The organism is Galbibacter kalidii (genome assembly GCF_026241135.1).
Taxonomy (GTDB): domain Bacteria; phylum Bacteroidota; class Bacteroidia; order Flavobacteriales; family Flavobacteriaceae; genus Galbibacter.
The window spans coordinates 220,980-240,058 of sequence record NZ_JAPFGA010000003.1 but is presented as its reverse complement, the minus strand read 5'-3'; the positions used below and the strand labels follow the sequence as shown (position 1 = coordinate 240,058).

Here is a 19,079-nt window from a genome sequence, read left to right as displayed (position 1 = left end):
TTTCGTTTTTCCTCGTTTTATATTAAATTTAACATACGTCAATACCTAATTATTAACTACTCCTTTTCGGTTGACGTATTTAAAGTGTAGCGGGTTTTTTACTAATAAGTGAAATACCTGATATCTTGCTTTTGAAAAACTATTCTAACTAATTTGAAGCATTTATGAAAACAAAATGTAATCTAGTATTCCTTTTGTTATTTGTTTTTGGCTTTTCCTATGCTCAAGAACGCAGCATAAGTGGAACGGTAACCGATACTGAAGAAGGTTTACCACTTCCCGGAGTCAATGTGATAGTAAAAGGAACAAGCAGAGGAACCAGTACCGATTTTGACGGGAATTACCAAATTCAGGTCAATTCGGGTGAAATTCTTGAATTCAGTGCTATTGGTTTTAGAACTACGGAAGTCACTGTTGGAAATCAAGCGCAGATCAACGTTTCATTAGAACTCGACGTTGAATCTTTGGAGGAAGTGGTTGTTGTAGGGTATGGTACCCAAAAGAAAGCAGATTTAACAGGAGCTATTTCTTCAGTAAGCTCTGAGGAAATCGAAAAAACACCAGCCGCTAATGTTATGCAATCTTTACAGGGAAAAGTTTCAGGTGTGCAGGTAGTTAGTGCCGGATCACCCGGAAACCAGCCTACAGTCAGGCTTAGGGGGTTAAACACCTATAACGATGATAATGCGGGGCCACTTTTCGTAGTGGACGGTATGTTTTATAGCAATATCGATTTTTTGAACCCCAAGGATATCAAATCGATGAACGTGCTTAAGGATGCCTCGTCCTCGGCCATATATGGAGTCAGGGCTGCAGGAGGTGTTATTATTATTGAAACCAAATCGGGGAACATAGAAATGAAACCCCAGATAGAATACGACGGTTATACCGGTATGCAATACGCCCGCGACGTGGTTAAAATGGCTAATGCAGAACAGTTTGTAACCATGGCTTATGAATCGGGTTCAGAAGCCGATGTACAGTTTGTGGAAAATTCCATAGCCCGTTACGGTCGTAGCCGTATCAACCCCAACCTGCCCAACGTCAATACCGATTGGTACAAGGAGATTATCCGCCCTGCCTCCATTACCAATCACAGTATTGGCGTTACCGGGGGGGGTGCTACTGCTTCCTATGCTGTGGGGGTCAACTACTTTGGCCAAGAAGGTGTTCTGGATATGAAAAACGAATACGAACGCTTTAACATCCGCAGTAAAGTGGACGTCGAGGTGTCTCCTAGTTTAAAAATAGGTGCGACTACCATTTTTAGTAACGCCACCAAATACAGCCCGGATGATGCTGCTTGGTTTAGGGCGTATTTTGCGGTGCCCATCATGCCGATTTATGACGGACAAAACACCGATGCGGCTCCCCATCAGCTTTCAAATGCACAACTGTTGGGCTACCGGGGTACACAAAATCCTTTTCAAAATTTGTTGTATAACGAAAACCTGCTAAGGATAAGAAAACTCTTGGCCAATGTCTATGCGGAATATGAAATCATGCCGGAAAAGCTGACCTTTAAAACGCTTTACAGCCATGATTTTTCTGCTTTGGACGAACGTTATATGCGATTGCCCTACACTTTGGGAAACAACTTTGAACGGATTTCAAGTCTTGAAAAGAAAAACAACACTTTTTCCAACCAAATATGGGACAACACCCTGACCTATCAAGACAGTTTTGGCGACCATGATCTGACCGTTATGGCTGGTACTTCGTTTAAAGATGAGTCCGGGCACAACTTCAGCGCCATTGGACAAAACATAAATAATACGGCTTTGTTAAACGAATCTTCTTGGTATTTGGATGCTGCCGATCCTAACTCGTTTTCAGAAGAAAACAATTTAAAAGATACAGGGAACAGGTTTTACAGTATGTCCTACTTTGGGCGATTGGCCTATAACTTTGACGATCGCTATTTGCTATACGCTACCATGCGGGCAGATGGCTCCAGTAAATACACAAAAAACAGATGGGGATACTTTCCTTCCGTTGGAGCCGGTTGGGTGGTTACCGGTGAGGAGTTTTTTGCAGATAACGGCGTGTTCGACTTTTTAAAGCTACGGGCCAGCTGGGGACGTCTGGGTAACGACAGGGTGCCGGCCAGTGCGGGTGACAATGAAATTACTGTAATCAATACGGATATAGGGGATGTTCCTACAACGGGTACAACTTCTACCAATACATACAGTGACTTGGAGTGGGAGTTTCTTGAGGAATCTAACTTTGGAGTCAATATGCAGTTATTGGACAGGCGCCTTTCCATTGATGCTGATTATTACATACGCGATACCAAAAACGCTATTATACCGGTATATCAACCTATTGTTAACAGAACTGTAAATAGAAATGCAGCTACCATCCGAAACCAAGGTTTTGAGTCGATGGTTAGTTGGAATCAAGCTATTTCAGAAAACTTCAGCTATAGCATAACAGCTAATTTTTCAACCCTTAAAAACGAAGTAGTTCAAGTAAACGACCCTCGTGGCTATATTGAAGCCGGTAGTGCCGAATTTAGGCAACGTTCTACCATTGGTGAGCCTATCAGGGCATTTTACGGTTGGGAAACCACCGGGGTGTATCAAAACCAAGCACAAATAGATGCCGATCCTGTATCGACCAACCATTCCGATCTCGTGCCTGGCGACCTTATTTACAGAGACCAAAATGGTGATAATATTATAGACGATGCCGACCGTGTTATCCTGGGGTCTTACTTGCCGTCATTCACATACGGCGGAAATATAGGTGTCAATTACAAGGATTTTGGCTTGTCGGTAAGTGTCTACGGGCAAACAGGAAACAAAATATTGAATCGCAAACGGGGCGAAATTATCTTTACCAACGATACCAATATGGATGCTGATTTGGCCATAAACCGCTGGCATGGTGAAGGGACGAGCGATACTTATCCATCATCCGAAGGCCTGCGTAAGGGTTGGAATCAACGGTTGAGCAATTTTTGGGTGGAAGACGGTGCTTTTTTCAGGATACAGAATATACAACTGTCCTATAACCTTAGAAGCGAGTTGTGGGGAGGTGATAAAGCACCTGATATCAAGTTTACCTTTACGGCCGATAGACCCTTTACTTTCTTTAAATACAACGGCTTTAGCCCGGAGGTACCCAATGGAGTCGACAGACAGGTATATCCAATTCCCGCCGTTTATACCTTTGGAATTAATTTAAAAATATAACGCTATGAGAACTTTTAAAAAACACATTTTCAATATATGGATACTTCTTCTGCTCATGGCTTTCCAATCTTGCCACGACAAATTGGAAACTGTAGAGGGACAGACCAATGTGGGTGATACTGATTATACCATTACGAGTGATATGGTTCAGCCGCTGATAGGGGCGTACCACGAATTTTCAACCCGTGGCTGGGAAGAACATTTAATCTATGCCGTCCGGGGCGACGATGTAAATGCTGCAGGTGATCAGGTGCCACTTCAGGAAGCAGACCAATATAATTACGATCCCGGCAGTTGGATGCCCAATTCTTTATGGGGTGCGCACTACAACGACATTGTACACATGAACAATGCCCGGGAACAAATAGAACTATATAAAGAATTTGCAGATGAAAGCGATTTTGCTTTGGCAGACCAATACCGGGCTGAGACCGATGTGCTCAGGGCTTGGTTGCACCTTAACATGTCGCGTATGTGGAGCGATATTTTTATCATAAATAGTACCGACATAGATGTGGAGCTCGAAGCAGGTGTTGCTACCAAAGAAGAAGTGATGCAATACATTGCCGGCTTGATGGACGAAGCCATGCCCTTGTTGCCCGATTTACGTCCCAATGAGCGTAACGACATTCCGGGAGGTGTGACCAAATACACGGCCTTGGCCATTAAAGCCTTGGCCCTTCAGGAAATAGGAGACTACCAAGGCGTAGCCGATGCAACCGGACAAATTATCAATTCGGGGAAATTTTCACTATACAACGATTTTTATCAACTCTTTAAAAAACCGGGCGAATTGAGCGATGAAAGCTTGCTTGAACTGCAGTTTTCTGATTTTGGTAGTGAATCAGGTGATGCCCACTACCACCTGTATGCCCCTTATGGTCCGCAAGGGTGGACACCGGCACGGGAAAATGCTGGTGGAGGATGGGGGTTTTATGAGCCCACGCTCAAGTACATTAAGTTTATGCTGGATCGGGACGAAATGGTGCGTTTGCAAACCAGTGTGCTGTTTACAAACAGTGGTATGGATGAAATCATGTCTGATCCTGATTATGCAACGCTCCCATCCTGGATGTCAAATACCACTCCGGACGGCGACGTCATCAACGATTATGCCCGGGCCAATTTTGCCAGTGGCAAGCATTACTTGCCATCCGTTCAACTTACCGACGGGCGTAACAATTATGGAGGCGGTAAGAATTTTATCGTAATCCGTTATGCTGAAATCCTATTGATATATGCAGAGGCTCTTACCCAAGGTGCCAGTGCTACTGCTATATCTGCCGATGAGGTGGTCAATATGGTTAGGGCTCGTGCCGGAATGCCGGCCTTAAGCGGGGTGACACTTCAAAATGTAGTGGACGAAAAATTTGCAGAACTGGCTTTGGAATGGGGCATTCGCTATTACGACATGGTGCGCCTTGGTATGTATGGCGAATTGACACATGATGGAAAAACCTTTTCAGAGGATAAAGTGTATTACCCTTACCCAACAGAACAGGTAGATGCGCTTCCACTTGAAAATTAAACCATAAAACTACTTAAAATGAAACATCCATGCTTAATTTTTAAACACAAAGTGAAAAAGATTATATGGATGTTCCACCTGCCTGCCGGTAGGCAGGTGTGACCTTTGAGAAAACAATAAATATAAACACATGAAAACGCTATATAAACTCTTAATGACAATGATAATAGGGGGCTTGGTTGTCTCGTGTTATAATGGGGTAGTAGACTCTGTATCCGAAGTAGATCCCGGACCAGACCAAGGGCCACCAGTCATTGAATTTCAATACCCTTTAGAAGGGACCTCCATTCAGGTGCCCGAACCCACCACTTCAATTGTAATAAAAGCACACGTTGAAGACGATATTGAGGTTGGTGAAGTGGTGTTACAAATGGACGGTGCCGAAATAGCCGTCTTAAGTGACTTTGTCGATTACAGGAATGCTTATATTGAGCTCCCTTTTGATGGGGTTACTAATGGCGACCACGAACTCACCATTTCGGCCACGGACCTGGAAGGAAACAATACCGTCCAATCGGTTAATTATAGTAAACTAGCACCTTACGAGCCCCTGTATGAGGGTGAGATGCTTTATATGCCTTTTGAGGGTGATTATACTAATTTGATAACTTACAATGCTGCAACTGTAGAAGGTTCGCCCGGTTTTGCCGGCGAGGCCAACGTTGGTGTCAATGCCTATGCCGGTGCCACCGATTCCTATTTGACCTTCCCTTCCGAAGCATTGCAAAACGAAGAATTTTCCGCCACATTTTGGTACAAGCTAAATAACGACCCGGATCGGGCAGGTATCCTGGTTATGGGTCCCGAAGATCCTGACAATACCGATGCGGCCAATAACCGCACTAAAGGTTTTAGATTTTTTAGAGAGGCAGCCGGTGACATGCAACGGTTTAAACTGAATGTTGGTACTGGTGATGGCGAAAGTTGGTTTGATGGCGGTGAGGCAGCCGATGTGGACCCGGCAGTTGATCAATGGATCCACTTGGCATTTACCATTTCAAATACCGAGTGCGTGGTTTACATCAACGGCAATGTGGTAAGTCAAAATACGTTTTCTGGGATAGATTGGGATGGTTGTGATGTGCTGTCCATCATGTCGGGCGCACCACGCTTTATTGGGTGGAATCACTTGTCTGACCAAAGTTATATGGACGACCTACGGATTTTTGATGTAGCATTGACACAGGAAGACATACAAAGCATGCTTTAATAAAGCACCTATTTAGGTTAGTTGTTAGTTAGTTTGATTAGCTGCATTTTATCATTGTTAAAATGCAGCTAATCATTACTGGAAATTCGAATTCAATGAAATTTACAACATTCAAAATATTATCAATACTACTTTTATGCGTCACTATTTTATCCTGTAAGAATAAAAAGGAGGAAAACAAGGATGTCGCAATAGACACGAGACTTTCAGATGAAGCTTTGTTGGACACACTTCAGAAACAGACCTTCAACTATTTTTGGGAAGGAGCTGAGCCAAATTCGGGTATGGCCCGGGAGCGTATTCATATGGATAATGTGTACCCGCAAAATGATCAATCGGTGATTACTTTAGGTGGGTCAGGTTTTGGGGTTATGGCTATTTTAGTAGGAATAGAGCGTGACTTTATTAGTAGGGAAGAGGCTTTAACGAGACTTGAAAAAATAGTCGGTTTTTTAGGAAAATCCGATCGTTTTCACGGCGCCTGGCCACATTGGTTAGATGGGAAGACTGGAAAAATAAAACCCTTCAGCAAAAAAGATACAGGAGGGGATTTGGTGGAAACCGCCTTTATGATTCAGGGACTTTTAACGGTTTCAGAATATTTTAAAGACGGAAACGACAGGGAGAAGGCATTGGTTGAAAAGATCGATCAACTGTGGCGCGAAGTGGAGTGGGATTGGTACACCAAGAATGGCAAGGATGTATTATACTGGCATTGGTCGCCTACCCATGGTTGGGAAATGAACTTTCCCGTGGGCGGATATAACGAATGCCTGATCATGTACGTTTTGGCAGCGTCATCACCTACACACCCCATAAAACCATCGGTTTATGAAAAAGGATGGGCTAGGGATGGTAAAATAGCGTCCCAGGATTCCCTTTATGGTGAACCCTTGGTACTGAACTATTATGAACACAATGATGAGGCCATTGTTGGTCCATTGTTTTGGGCACACTATTCTTATTTGGGCTTGAATCCGAAAGGACTTAAAGATCAATATGCTGATTATTGGAAATTAACTCAGAATCATGCAAAAATTCACTATAAATATGCCGTGGACAACCCTGAAAATTACAAAGGATATGGGGATAGTCTTTGGGGGTTGACTTCTAGTTATTCCATGAAAGGATATGCCGGTCATCGTCCGGGAAAGGATTTTGGTGTTATTTCCCCAACAGCGGCCTTATCGTCTTTTCCATATACACCAAAAGAAAGTATGAAAATGTTAAGGAATCTCTATGAAAAAAAAGATACTTTAATTGGGAAATATGGTCCTTACGACGCCTTTAGTCTAGAACACGATTGGTATTTGCCTAGGTATCTGGCCATAGATCAAGGCCCTATTCCGGTCATGGTCGAGAACTATCGTTCTGGTTTGCTTTGGAAACTGTTTATGCAGAACCAAGACGTGCAGAACGGACTTAAAAAATTAAACTTCACGGTTAAAAATTGAAAATGATGAAACCGAGCATGACAAAAGTGAAACACGGAGGAATGATTATGAATGCGAGGTTGCGTGTCCAATAAAAATCAATAAAAATAAACACATGAAACAGGTACTATTATACATGTTTTTTGCGATAGCTGTATTTTCCTGTTCTAACGATCCCGGTACGGGCGAGCCTTTTGACCCCGATCCACCTTCTGGAACTGATGACGACCCTGTGGTTGTCGAGCCCATTCCCGATGTGGAATTGATGGATTTGATTCAAGAAAAAACCTTCAAGTATTTTTGGGATTTTGCTAATACCAATTCGGGAGCAGCAAGGGAACGTTATCATCCGGACAATCCATCGTTGAATGAAAATGTAGTGACTACCGGAGGCAGTGGCTTTGGTTTGATGGCTATTTTGGTGGGCATCGAACGCGGTTATGTTTCAAGGGCAGAAGGTGTAGCGAGATTGTCTCAAATACTTGAGTTTTTTGAAAATGCCGATCGCTTTCACGGAGCTTGGCCGCATTGGATAGATGGTAATACCGGAAGTGTACTTCCTTTTAGTGAGCAAGATAACGGGGGCGATATTTTGGAAACGGCCTTTTTTGTTCAGGGCTTGATCTGCGTAAAGGAGTATTTTAAAAATGGTACCGAAGAAGAAATGGTATTAGCCAATAAAGCTGATGTACTGTGGAAAGGTGTGGAATGGAATTGGTACACACAAGGACAAAATGCCTTGTATTGGCATTGGAGTCCGAATCACGGATTTGCCATTAATTTGGAACTGAAGGGGTATAACGAAACCCTGATAGCATTTATCTTGGGAGCAGCATCACCTGATTATCCCATTCCTGCTGAGGCTTATCACGAAGGATGGGCAGCAAATGGCAACATTGTTTCATCTGATATGCCTTATGGAATACCCTTGTATGTAGAACATGCCGGGGGATCTAATTATGGCGGACCTTTGTTTTGGGCGCATTATTCCTATTTGGGATTGGATCCGAGAAACCTTTCCGATCAATATGCCAATTATTGGAATGTAAACGTAAACCACAGTCAGGTTAATTATGAGTATTGTGTGAACAATCCGCAGAATTACGCCGATTACGGTCCTGATTGTTGGGGTTTGACGGCCAGTTATACCAGAAACGATGACGGATCTAGGGGCTACAGTGCCCATAAGCCCGGAAACGATCCCGGGGTCATTTCGCCTACGGCAGCTGTAAGTTCTATTCCGTACACTCCGGAAGAATCCTTGGCGGCGATGCACTTTTTTCACAGTAAAGGGGAAACCTTGATGGGGCCGGCCGGATTTTATGATGCTTTTAGTCCGGAATATGATTATTGGGTGGCCGAAGCTTATTTAGCTATAGACCAAGGTCCACAAATCATTATGATAGAAAATTACAGGACGGGTTTATTTTGGGATTTGTTTATGCAGAACGAAGATGTGCGAAACGGACTCGATATTTTAGGGTTTAGTTATTGAAAATCAGGAAGAAGATGCAACATAATTAAATCAAAAAGCGTAAATTTTAACCAATCAACCAAAAACAATGAACTTTAAACACTGTTTGCAATTATTAGTATTCGTGTTGATGCTATCGTGCAAATCCTATAAGCGTAGTTTTGAATTTGTGGTATTGCCGGACACCCAAGCATACGTTGAAGAGTTTCCTGAGATCTATTATAAACAGATGGAGTGGATAGCCGATAACAAAGACAGGTTTTCACTTGTGATACACGAGGGGGATATTACCCAAAACAACTCTCAAAAAGAGTGGGAAATTGCCATAAAAGGATTTGAGATGTTAAACGGCAAAGTCCCTTATTCTTTTTGTTTGGGAAACCACGATATGGGAAGTGAGCCCAATAAGTTTGCAGATGTCAGGAATACAACCATGGCAAATAGTTTTTTTGATTTAAATGAACTCAAAAATAACTCTAATATAATAGCTTCCTTTCCAGAAAATAAGGTGGATAATTTGTGTTCTGAATTTGATCTTTCCGGAGAAAAATGGTTGGTGTTTTCACTGGAATTTGGTCCGAGAAATAAAACTATTGATTGGGTTGAAGATATCATTTCGCTTTATCCGGATCATAAGATCATTATCAATACACATGCCTATTTGTATGAAGACAGTACCTTGCATGACGGTGAGGATTGGTGGCAACCCCAAGCTTATGGTGTGGGGAAGGATACCGGTGACGATGCAGTTAATAACGGAAAACAACTTTGGGAGAAACTCGTCTCAAAACATAAAAATATACTAATGGTCTTTTCGGGCCATGTGTTGAAATCCGGTGTCGGTAGGTTGGTTTCTGAAGGAAAACACGGGAATAAAGTGTATCAAATGCTGGCTAATTACCAAAAAGGTGTCGACAGATCAGAAAACGGAGGTAATGGCTTTTTACGGATCGTAAAAGTGAATACAACAAACAAAACGATTTCGGTAACTACCTACTCCCCTTGGTTAGATCAGTTTAAAAAGGATCCTGAGCACGAATTTGTTTTTAAAAACGTAAAATTTTAGATAGATGAAAACGACAATAACTACAATACTCCTCATGGTATTAATGTCTGGAACATTAATGGCACAAGATCAGCTTTATCAGGAAAAAGAATTTGTGGTCAATAAGGATACCTTAAAATACCGCATCATGTATCCAAAAGGCTTTTCAGAGGATAAACAATACCCACTCGTACTCTTCCTTCACGGCGCCGGAGAGCGAGGTAGTGACAATGCTAGTCAACTGATACATGGCAGCAGCCTTTTTGCTTCTGAAGAAAACAGGAAAAACTTCCCGTCCGTCGTTATTTTTCCACAGTGTCCAAAGGAAAGCTATTGGGCTAATGTTACAGTGGATCGAAATATACATCCATATGAGATAAAATTCCCTGCACAAATACCGCCATCAAAACCACTGAGTCTGGTTATGCAGTTGATGGATCAATTTGTAGAGGAATCGTATGTAAAAAAAGAACAATTATATGTTGGCGGACTCTCCATGGGGGGAATGGGCACTTTTGAGCTGCTCTACCGAAAACCTGAGATGTTTGCTGCTGCTTTTGCCATTTGTGGCGGTGGTAATACCGAAACAGTAAAAAAATATGCTGGTAAAACAGCTTTATGGGTGTTCCACGGGGCTAAGGACGATATCGTAGACCCTCAACTTTCGATAAATATGGTAAGTGCTTATCTAAAAGCCGGAGGAACACCCAATTTTACCCTATATGAAGAAGCTAATCATAACAGTTGGGATGCAGCATTAGCAGAACCTGAATTGTTGCCATGGCTTTTTTCCAAAACAAAACCTTCAACTCAAGAATAAGGATGAAAAAATCAATCAAACAATATATCATCTTATCGCTGTTTTGTACAGTAGTGCTATTTGCCTGTAAAAACGAGGGCGCAAAAGCAACTGCGAATAACGCGAACAATCCTTTTGAAAATCAGGTAGATTCCATTTTAAGCTTAATGACCCTGGAAGAAAAATTGGGACAGCTGAATTTACCGGCTTCCGGAGATATTACAACCGGACAGGCACAAAGCTCAGATATTGGTAAGAAAATAGAAGAAGGGAAAGTAGGAGGACTTTTCAATATAAAATCAGCTGAAAAAATAAAAGCAGTTCAGCAGATAGCGGTGGAAAAAAGCCGCCTAAAAATCCCTTTACTCTTCGGTATGGATGTTATTCATGGATACGAAACAACCTTTCCCATTCCTTTGGGCTTGTCAAGTTCATGGGATATGGAATTGATAAAGCAAACAGCTAGAATAGCAGCCCAAGAAGCTACTGCTGACGGAATCAACTGGACATTTTCCCCTATGGTGGATGTTTCCCGCGACCCGCGCTGGGGCCGTATTTCCGAAGGTTCGGGTGAGGATTCTTTTTTGGGAAGTGAAATAGCCAAAGCGATGGTAAAAGGCTATCAGGGAAACGATTTGACTAAAAACAATACCATGATGTCTTGTGTAAAACACTTTGCCTTGTATGGTGCGTCGGAAGCGGGGCGGGATTACAATACGGTGGATATGAGTAAAATCAGAATGTATAACGAATATCTACCGCCGTACAAAGCGGCCGTGGACGCCGGAGTGGGTTCTGTGATGGCATCGTTTAATGAAATTGATGGTATTCCGGCTACAGGGAATAAATGGCTGTTAACCGATTTGCTTAGGAACGAATGGGGCTTTAATGGTTTTGTGGTGTCGGATTATACCGGAATCAACGAGATGATAGCCCACGGTATGGGTGACCTTCAACAAGTATCAGCTTTAGCGCTTAAAGCCGGAACAGATATGGATATGGTGGGTGAAGGGTTTTTATCCACACTGAAAAAATCCTTGGATGAAGGAAAGATTTCCATGGAAGAGATCGATACTGCCGTAAAACGGCTTCTTACCGCCAAATACCAACTCGGACTCTTTGATAATCCATATAAATACTGTGATGTAAACCGTGCCGAGACCGAGGTGTTTACTGATGAAAACAAGGCTTTTGCCCGAAAAGTGTCAGCTGAATCCATGGTATTGCTTAAAAACCTGCCTGCCGGCAGGCACGGTGGGAATAAAGTATTGCCATTAAAAAAACAGGGAACCATTGCATTGGTTGGCCCTTTGGCCAATACGGCGGTCAATATGGCTGGAACCTGGAGTGTAGCGACCAAACAGGAAAAATCTATTCCGCTTTTGGAAGGCTTGAAAGAAGTTGCAGGGGATAGTGTTGAGGTACTTTATGCCAAAGGCAGTAATGTGGATTATGACTTGAAATACGAAAAAAATGTAACCATGTTCGGGAAGGAAATTCCACGTGATGACAGAACAGATAAACAACTGTTGGATGAAGCCGTAACTGTGGCATCAATATCTGATGTTATCCTGGCAGCCATTGGAGAAACTGCCGAAATGAGTGGAGAAAGTAGCAGTGTGACCAATCTGCAAATACCACAAGCACAAAAAGACTTGTTGAATGCCCTTTTAAAAACCGGAAAACCCGTAGTGATGGTTCTGTTTACCGGAAGACCTTTGGCTATAGTCGAAGAAAATGAAAATGTGCCTGCTATTTTGAATGTCTGGTTTCCGGGAAGTCAGGCCGGATTGGCTATTTCTGATGTGTTGTTTGGTGATGTTAACCCTTCGGGGAAATTAACGGCTACCTTCCCGATGAATGTGGGACAAGTGCCTATTTATTACAATCACAAGAATACCGGACGTCCGTTAAGTAATAAAGAAGGCAAGTTTGAAAAATTCAGAAGTAATTATTTGGATGTCCGAAACGAACCCCTCTATCCTTTCGGTTATGGGTTGAGTTATACAAACTTCGATTACAGTAACTTGAAATTGAGCTCCGAGACCATTTCGATGCAGGATACTTTGGAAGTTTTTGTCGATATTGCCAATACCGGCGACTATGACGGAAAAGAGGTTGTTCAGTTATACATCCGTGATCTGGTGGGCTCTGTAACCCGTCCGGTTAAGGAGTTGAAAGCCTTTAAAAAGATTGAACTGAAAAAAGGGGAAACGAAGAACATCAGTTTTGAGCTTTCAGTAGAAGACCTTAAATTTTATAATTCTGATCTTGATTTTGTTGCAGAGCCCGGTATGTTTCAAGTGTTTGTTGGAACTGATTCTGAATCGGTATTAATGGAAGAATTTGAATTGACGGAATAAAATTAACATAAACCAAAACAAATTGAGATGAAATGCCCATTAACTTATTTATCAAACCAACCGATATTATCTTGGGCATTACTCGCAAAATTTTAATTTGTATAATGGAACTCGTGAATCTTCGATTTCCATCTGACCACTAAAAAACAATAAAAAAAGAACAGATGAAAAAGTTTGCATATATAATATTAGGAATGACATTGCTAATAGGCATAGTATCCTGTAAGCAGAAAAATACTGATGATAGTGTCAGTTCGAGCCTGCCTGCCGGACAGGCAGGCGCAGTCGAGAACAAAACCAGACCGAATATCATATTTATTATGGCCGACGACCATGCCATTCAAGCGATTAGCGCCTACGGACATGAGATCAGTAAATTAGCTCCTACACCCAATATTGATCGTATAGCCCAAAACGGAGCTTTACTGAACAGAAATTATTGTACCAATTCTATTTGCGGTCCGAGCCGGGCAGTTATCCTTACCGGAAAGCACAGCCATATCAACGGATTCAGAATGAATGGCGAACGTTTTGATGGCAGTCAGCAAACTTTTCCAAAACTGCTCCAAAAAGCGGGGTACAATACGTCCATTGTTGGAAAATGGCATTTACACGGTTATCCGCAGGGGTTTGATCATTGGGATATTTTAAACGATCAGGGGAATTATTACAATCCGCAGTTTATACGATTAAGGGATACATCACTTTTAGATAAAAAACGGATAGACACCACAGCACATTGGGCTGCAAAATTGCCCGACACCCTTGTTGAACAGGGGTACGCCACCGATTTGATTACCGATAAGGCCATTGCCTATATGGAAAAGGTAAAAGACAGTGCGAATCCGTTTATGATGATGGTACACCATAAAGCACCTCACCGTAACTGGATGCCGGCATTGCGTCATGCAAACAAGTATGATTCGGTACAATTTCCGTTGCCGGATACCTATTTTACCGATCACAAGGGGTCTTTGGGCTCAAAAGAACAACAGCAGACTATATACAAGGATATGTACGAAGGACATGACCTGAAAATGACAGTTGCTAAAGGAAGCCATAAATTGGCTCATAATCCTTGGAAAACGGACTTTGATCGTATGACTCCTGAGCAGCGAGCTACATGGGACAAAGCTTATCAAGGAAAGAATGATGCCATGCACGAAGCAAATCTTTCGGGAAGGGAGCTTGCCGAATGGAAGGGACAGCGTTATCTTCAGGAATATTTGGCGACCATAGCCTCGGTGGATGAAGGTGTGGGAAGAATCTTGGATTATCTGGAAGAAAATGACTTGATAGAGAACACTATTGTGGTTTACACCTCTGATCAAGGTTTTTATTTGGGTGAAAAAGGATGGTTTGACAAGCGATATATGTATGAAGAGTCCTTTGGTATGCCTGCTTTGATACAATATCCTAAATCAATAGATAAGGGAACTGTGATTAATGCCCTGACCCAAAACCTGGATTTTGCAGAAACTTTTTTAGACTATGCCCAAGTGGATATTCCACAGGATATGCAGGGAAAATCTTTAAGACCTGTTTTGGAAGGAGAAGCTTCAGAAGAGGATTTCAGGGATGCAATTTATTATCATTACTATGACTATCCGGCCTTTCACATGGTAAAACGCCAGTATGGTGTGAGAACTCTTCGTTATAAACTGATTCATTTTTACGATGATATCGATACCTGGGAACTGTATGATTTACAAGAAGATCCTGATGAGGTCAACAACCTTATTGATAATCCGGAATATGATACTATTGAAGCACAACTTCGGATAAAACTGGATTCCCTTCAAAAACATTATAAAGTAACCGATAAGGAATTTGTGCCGGTAGATAAGAAAAGGATAGAGCGAGCCTATAAGACCTTTGATAAGTTAAGAGGTCATACAGGGACTTCATACGATCCACAGATCGATAAAGATAGCCGGCCATGAAAGGGCCGAGCGTTAAAAAAATGTCCAGCGGACATTTTTAGTGAAGGAGCCAGGTGGCGCGCTGGACGTTTTTCAACTAATTTGCCTAAATAGAATGGATAAATTGATAAAAATTTAAACAAGATTATTTTATGGAATCACTGAAAAAACAGTTGATATATACAGTTCTGATTTTTTGCTTGTCGTGTCAATCAGAGGCAAAGAAAGAAACAACAGAATCTTTGGCTATAGAAGAAACTGAGAAACACTATAAAACCTATTGTAATCCTTTGGATATCGACTATTCCTATATGTCGCACTACAGGGCAAAAAATGCAGTGTCGTATCGCTCAGGAGCAGATCCTGCAGTAGTGAATTTTAAAGGAAAATACTTTATGTTCGTCACCCGTTCCCATGGCTACTGGATGTCTGATGATATGAGTAATTGGAAGTTTATAAAACCCCAAAGCTGGTATTTTAATGGGAGTAATGCCCCGGCTGCTGTGGTAAAAGGCGATAAAATTTTGGTTTATGGTGATCCGTCGGGCAGGGGAGCCATAATAGAAACAGATAACCCTGAATTGGGGGATTGGAAGACTAATTATGCAGTCTTGAATCCGCCCGGGGGAATCCAAGACCCGGATTTGTTTGTAGATGACGATGGTCGGGTCTATTTATATGAAGAATCATCGAACAAATGGCCTATTCGTGCGGTGGAATTGGATGCTGAAAACTATTATGTTCCCATGGGCGAAGAAAAAGATTTGTTCAACCTTGATCCGGAAAACCACGGCTGGGAACGCTTCGGACAAGATCATAGATCAGATTTAAAACCTTTTATCGAAGGGCCTTGGATGGTTAAACACGGTGACACTTATTATTTGGAATACGGGGCGCCCGGCACCCAGTGGAATGTTTATGCCGATGGTGTGTACACCAGCAAAAGTCCTTTAGGCCCGTTTGAATATGCTCCCTATAACCCCATTTCGTATAAACCCGGTGGATTTTTAAAAGGATCCGGACACGGAAGTACAGTACAAGACAACAACGGAAATTACTGGCATTATGCTACCATGGCCATTTCGGTAAACTACAAATTTGAACGTCGCCTCGGGATGTATCCGGCCGGGTTTGAGGGCAACGGACAAATGTTCGTCAATACCGCTTACGGTGATTATCCGCATTATTTACCGGATACGGAGGTAGACAATCACAAACAGCGATTTACCGGATGGATGCTGCTTTCTTATAAAAAACCGGTGAAGACCAATTCGCCTTTGGTAACTGATGATATCAATGTGGTGGACGAAAGTGAGAAGGGATATATGCAGGAACAGATCAGGGAGTTCGACATAGCCAAGATCAACGATGAAGAAATACGTTCCTATTGGGTGTCCCAGTCCAATAACGATTCGATTTATGTGGAGGTGGATCTCGGAAAAAAGATGAATGTCAAAGCCGTCCAGATCAATTTTGCCGATTATAACAGTACGATTTTCGGAAGACCGGACGATTTGAGACAACAGTTTACCATTGAATTATCCATTGACGGAAAAACTTGGGAAACCCTTGCCGATTATTCAGAAAATGAAAAAGACATGCCACATGCTTATATAGAACTGGATACACCTAAAGATGCAAGGTATATCAGATATAATCATGTGTATTGCTCAAATGAATATTTGTCTATTTCAGAATTCAGGGTTTTTGGAAATGGATATGAAAACAAACCAGAAGAACCTTCCAATTTTAAAGTAGAAAGGCAAGTGGACAGGCGTAATGCCGACCTGAGTTGGGATAAGGACGAGAAGGCAACCGGGTATGTGGTTTATTGGGGAATAGCTGAAGATAAACTCAATTTATCCGTCTTGATTTATGAGGATGCCCAATATGAATTAAGGGCTTTAAACACAGATCAAGGGTATTATATGCAGGTTGAAGCCTTTAACGAAAATGGCATTTCAGAAAAAAGTGACATTATTTATATAGAGTAAAAGATTTTAAAAGATCCCTTGTATAAAAAAACTTGTTAAGCAATAGCAGACACAGGACTTTTGTTGTATATATTCCCTTGTTATAAAATGAGATAAAGACATCTCATCAATAAAGCCTATTTTTGTTTATAACTTCAATATTTAATAACAAAAAGGCTAAGCATATGGTGTCATTTGGGGCAAGTAAAAAATTTTCAAAAGGTGATGAATCTCTGTGGGAACAAGTAGATGAAGGTATTCAGCGGCAAATCATGAGTTATGATGATAAGATCATGCTCGTTAAAGTGAAATTTGAAAAAGGAGGCGTGGGAGCCCTGCACGACCATTACCACTCTCAAGTAACCTATGTAGCCGGCGGAAAATTTGAAGTCACCATAGCCGGAGAAACCCAAACATTAACCGGAGGAGATACCTTTTACATTCCACCACATGCAAAACACGGGGTTGTTTGTTTAGAAGGAGGTGTTTTAGTGGATGTATTTAGTCCTATTCGGGAGGATTTTATGAAGTAGGCTATAACCACAAGTTGCAAACCTGTCTGCCGATAGGTAGGCATGTGGTAGCTGGGAATTATTCAATCAGAATCTTAAAATTTTTGTCTAACACGAGTAAGACAATCGAAAGCACACACATAATTAATGCATTGTAAAAGTGATGGTATTCATTATGGGCCATGTGTGCAGTAAATGCTCCAATCGCAAAAGGAAACAATAATAGAATCCCCACATTTCTTAATAAGGGCTTAATAAGCCCAATTACAAGTAATATAACGCCGATTAGTTCGCCAACTCCTGTTAATATAGTCCAGGTTTTATTAAAACCTAAAGATAGCATACTTTCCATCATCGAGTGTTTCTGAAAAACCTTGAAAAGTGAAGCATAACCAAATACATATAAATAGTATGCGTAACTTAACCAGTAAATAATTGTTCGAAATGTTTTCATTTGTATTTATTTTAACTTTTGTATTTGGCTATGTACATCACGTTGGGCTTGGGCAAAAAGATTTCCTTCTCCATATACCTTATCACTCTCATAGTTGAGAGAAATTATTTCAATGTCTTTGACACCCATGACTGTAAAAATCATTTTTAAATAACTGGTTTGAAAGTTCATATGGGCATTGAGTTCCCCTTCTCCATATCCATTACCCCCTCTACTCGACAAAATGAACAGTTTTTTATTTTCAAGTAATCCGACATAATCACCGTCTGGCATTCCTGATCTAAATTTCCAGGTTTCGTTTATTCTCATTACCTGATCAATGTATGATCTTAATCCACTCGGAATAGACCAGTTATACATAGGAACACCTATTGCATAAATGTCCGATTCTTTGAGTTCTCTTATAAGCGTGTTACTCAGCTCCAAAGGTTTCTGGTTTTCCCCGGTTCTGTTTTCTGGTTTAGTTTGGTAAGCTGTAATCCACTCACTGGTAATATGCGGAATAGGGGTTGAGCCTACTTCCCGATAGGTATAAACATCTTCGGGGTAATTCTTAGCCCACGTTTCTTCGAATAACTTTGTAAGTGCTCGACTATTTGATCCTTCAAGTCTTGCGCTTGAATTGATAATTAAAACTTTTCTCATTTTTTATGTACATTTATTTATGCAAAACTTCTAATTTTTTTGCGTAAAAAATAGCGGCACCACACTAATAAAAAAGTAAGTATGGGTAATCGAAAAGAAAATTCAACAAATACTATAAACGAAATTTATTGGAAAGAACATTGCGGTCTTTCACATACCTTGTCATTAATTGGCGGGCGATGGAAAATAAATATTATCGCTTTTCTTTTACATGAGGAAAAGCTCCGGTACAATGAGTTAAAGGAACGATTGGTTGGTATTTCTGAAAGGATGCTTGCCTCCCAGTTAAAGGAATTAGTGAATGACGGCATGGTAAACCGAATTGATTATGAACAATTCCCGCCAAAAGTAGAATATGAATTAACCACTTTTGGCCAATCACTAAAAGAAATATTAAACCAAATGGAAGATTGGGGACAAGCCAATCTTCCTGGTTAACGAAACTTTCAATGCTTCGTTTAATGTATCTTTTTTTCAAGTCGATATACTCTTTGTAGTCACTTGCTCAATCGGTCTCGGTA

The 19,079-nt window shown here is 41.4% G+C and carries 14 protein-coding genes; 12 read left to right on the top strand and 2 right to left on the bottom strand.

The features are described 5' to 3' along the window. The first annotated feature begins 164 nt into the window (after positions 1–164). From OOZ15_RS05050 to OOZ15_RS05000, 11 genes are all read left to right on the top strand, one after another. On the top strand, positions 165–3,200 hold the full coding sequence (locus OOZ15_RS05050) for a SusC/RagA family TonB-linked outer membrane protein (RefSeq protein ID WP_265954836.1): 3,036 nt from the start codon (positions 165–167) through the stop codon (positions 3,198–3,200). A gap of 4 nt (positions 3,201–3,204) precedes the next feature. Next, the gene (locus tag OOZ15_RS05045; RefSeq protein WP_265954833.1) at positions 3,205–4,728 is read left to right on the top strand and encodes a RagB/SusD family nutrient uptake outer membrane protein; all 1,524 of its coding nucleotides are present in this window, start codon (positions 3,205–3,207) and stop codon (positions 4,726–4,728) included. A 130-nt stretch (positions 4,729–4,858) separates the two neighbouring features. Further along, complete coding sequence (locus OOZ15_RS05040; protein WP_265954832.1) at positions 4,859–5,938, top strand: LamG domain-containing protein; 1,080 nt, start codon at positions 4,859–4,861, stop codon at positions 5,936–5,938. Positions 5,939–6,033: 95 nt separating this feature from the next. Then, on the top strand, positions 6,034–7,392 hold the full coding sequence (locus OOZ15_RS05035; RefSeq protein ID WP_265954830.1) for a glucoamylase family protein: 1,359 nt from the start codon (positions 6,034–6,036) through the stop codon (positions 7,390–7,392). A 94-nt stretch (positions 7,393–7,486) separates the two neighbouring features. Beyond that, positions 7,487–8,866, top strand: a complete 1,380-nt coding sequence (locus tag OOZ15_RS05030) for a glucoamylase family protein (RefSeq protein WP_265954829.1) — start codon at positions 7,487–7,489, stop codon at positions 8,864–8,866. Between the two features lie 67 nt (positions 8,867–8,933). Further along, a complete protein-coding gene (locus OOZ15_RS05025; RefSeq protein ID WP_265954827.1) occupies positions 8,934–9,911 on the top strand; it encodes a metallophosphoesterase in 978 nt (325 codons plus the stop codon). Positions 9,912–9,915: 4 nt separating this feature from the next. Further along, the gene (locus OOZ15_RS05020; RefSeq protein WP_265954825.1) at positions 9,916–10,710 is read left to right on the top strand and encodes a carboxylesterase family protein; all 795 of its coding nucleotides are present in this window, start codon (positions 9,916–9,918) and stop codon (positions 10,708–10,710) included. Between the two features lie 2 nt (positions 10,711–10,712). After that, on the top strand, positions 10,713–13,052 hold the full coding sequence (gene bglX / locus OOZ15_RS05015; RefSeq protein WP_265954823.1) for a beta-glucosidase BglX: 2,340 nt from the start codon (positions 10,713–10,715) through the stop codon (positions 13,050–13,052). Positions 13,053–13,216: 164 nt separating this feature from the next. Beyond that, a complete protein-coding gene (locus OOZ15_RS05010; RefSeq protein WP_265954821.1) occupies positions 13,217–14,995 on the top strand; it encodes a sulfatase family protein in 1,779 nt (592 codons plus the stop codon). Positions 14,996–15,126: 131 nt separating this feature from the next. Next, the gene (locus OOZ15_RS05005; RefSeq protein WP_265954818.1) at positions 15,127–16,968 is read left to right on the top strand and encodes a family 43 glycosylhydrolase; all 1,842 of its coding nucleotides are present in this window, start codon (positions 15,127–15,129) and stop codon (positions 16,966–16,968) included. 164 nt (positions 16,969–17,132) lie between these two features. Continuing rightward, positions 17,133–17,480 carry a cupin domain-containing protein gene (locus tag OOZ15_RS05000; protein ID WP_265954816.1) on the top strand — a complete coding sequence of 116 codons (348 nt, stop codon included), beginning with the start codon at positions 17,133–17,135 and terminating at the stop codon, positions 17,478–17,480. A gap of 58 nt (positions 17,481–17,538) precedes the next feature. On the opposite strand, the gene OOZ15_RS04995 is transcribed toward OOZ15_RS05000, so the two are convergent. Together OOZ15_RS04995 and OOZ15_RS04990 are read right to left on the bottom strand one after the other, a co-directional pair. Continuing rightward, positions 17,539–17,913: a DoxX family protein gene (locus OOZ15_RS04995; protein WP_265954814.1), complete on the bottom strand. Its 375-nt coding sequence runs from the start codon at positions 17,911–17,913 to the stop codon at positions 17,539–17,541. A 6-nt stretch (positions 17,914–17,919) separates the two neighbouring features. Continuing rightward, the gene (locus OOZ15_RS04990) at positions 17,920–18,558 is read right to left on the bottom strand and encodes an FMN-dependent NADH-azoreductase (protein ID WP_265954812.1); all 639 of its coding nucleotides are present in this window, start codon (positions 18,556–18,558) and stop codon (positions 17,920–17,922) included. 81 nt (positions 18,559–18,639) lie between these two features. Between OOZ15_RS04990 and OOZ15_RS04985 the strand changes: the two genes are divergently transcribed. Further along, positions 18,640–18,996: a winged helix-turn-helix transcriptional regulator gene (locus tag OOZ15_RS04985; protein WP_265954810.1), complete on the top strand. Its 357-nt coding sequence runs from the start codon at positions 18,640–18,642 to the stop codon at positions 18,994–18,996. Positions 18,997–19,079: the final 83 nt, after the last annotated feature.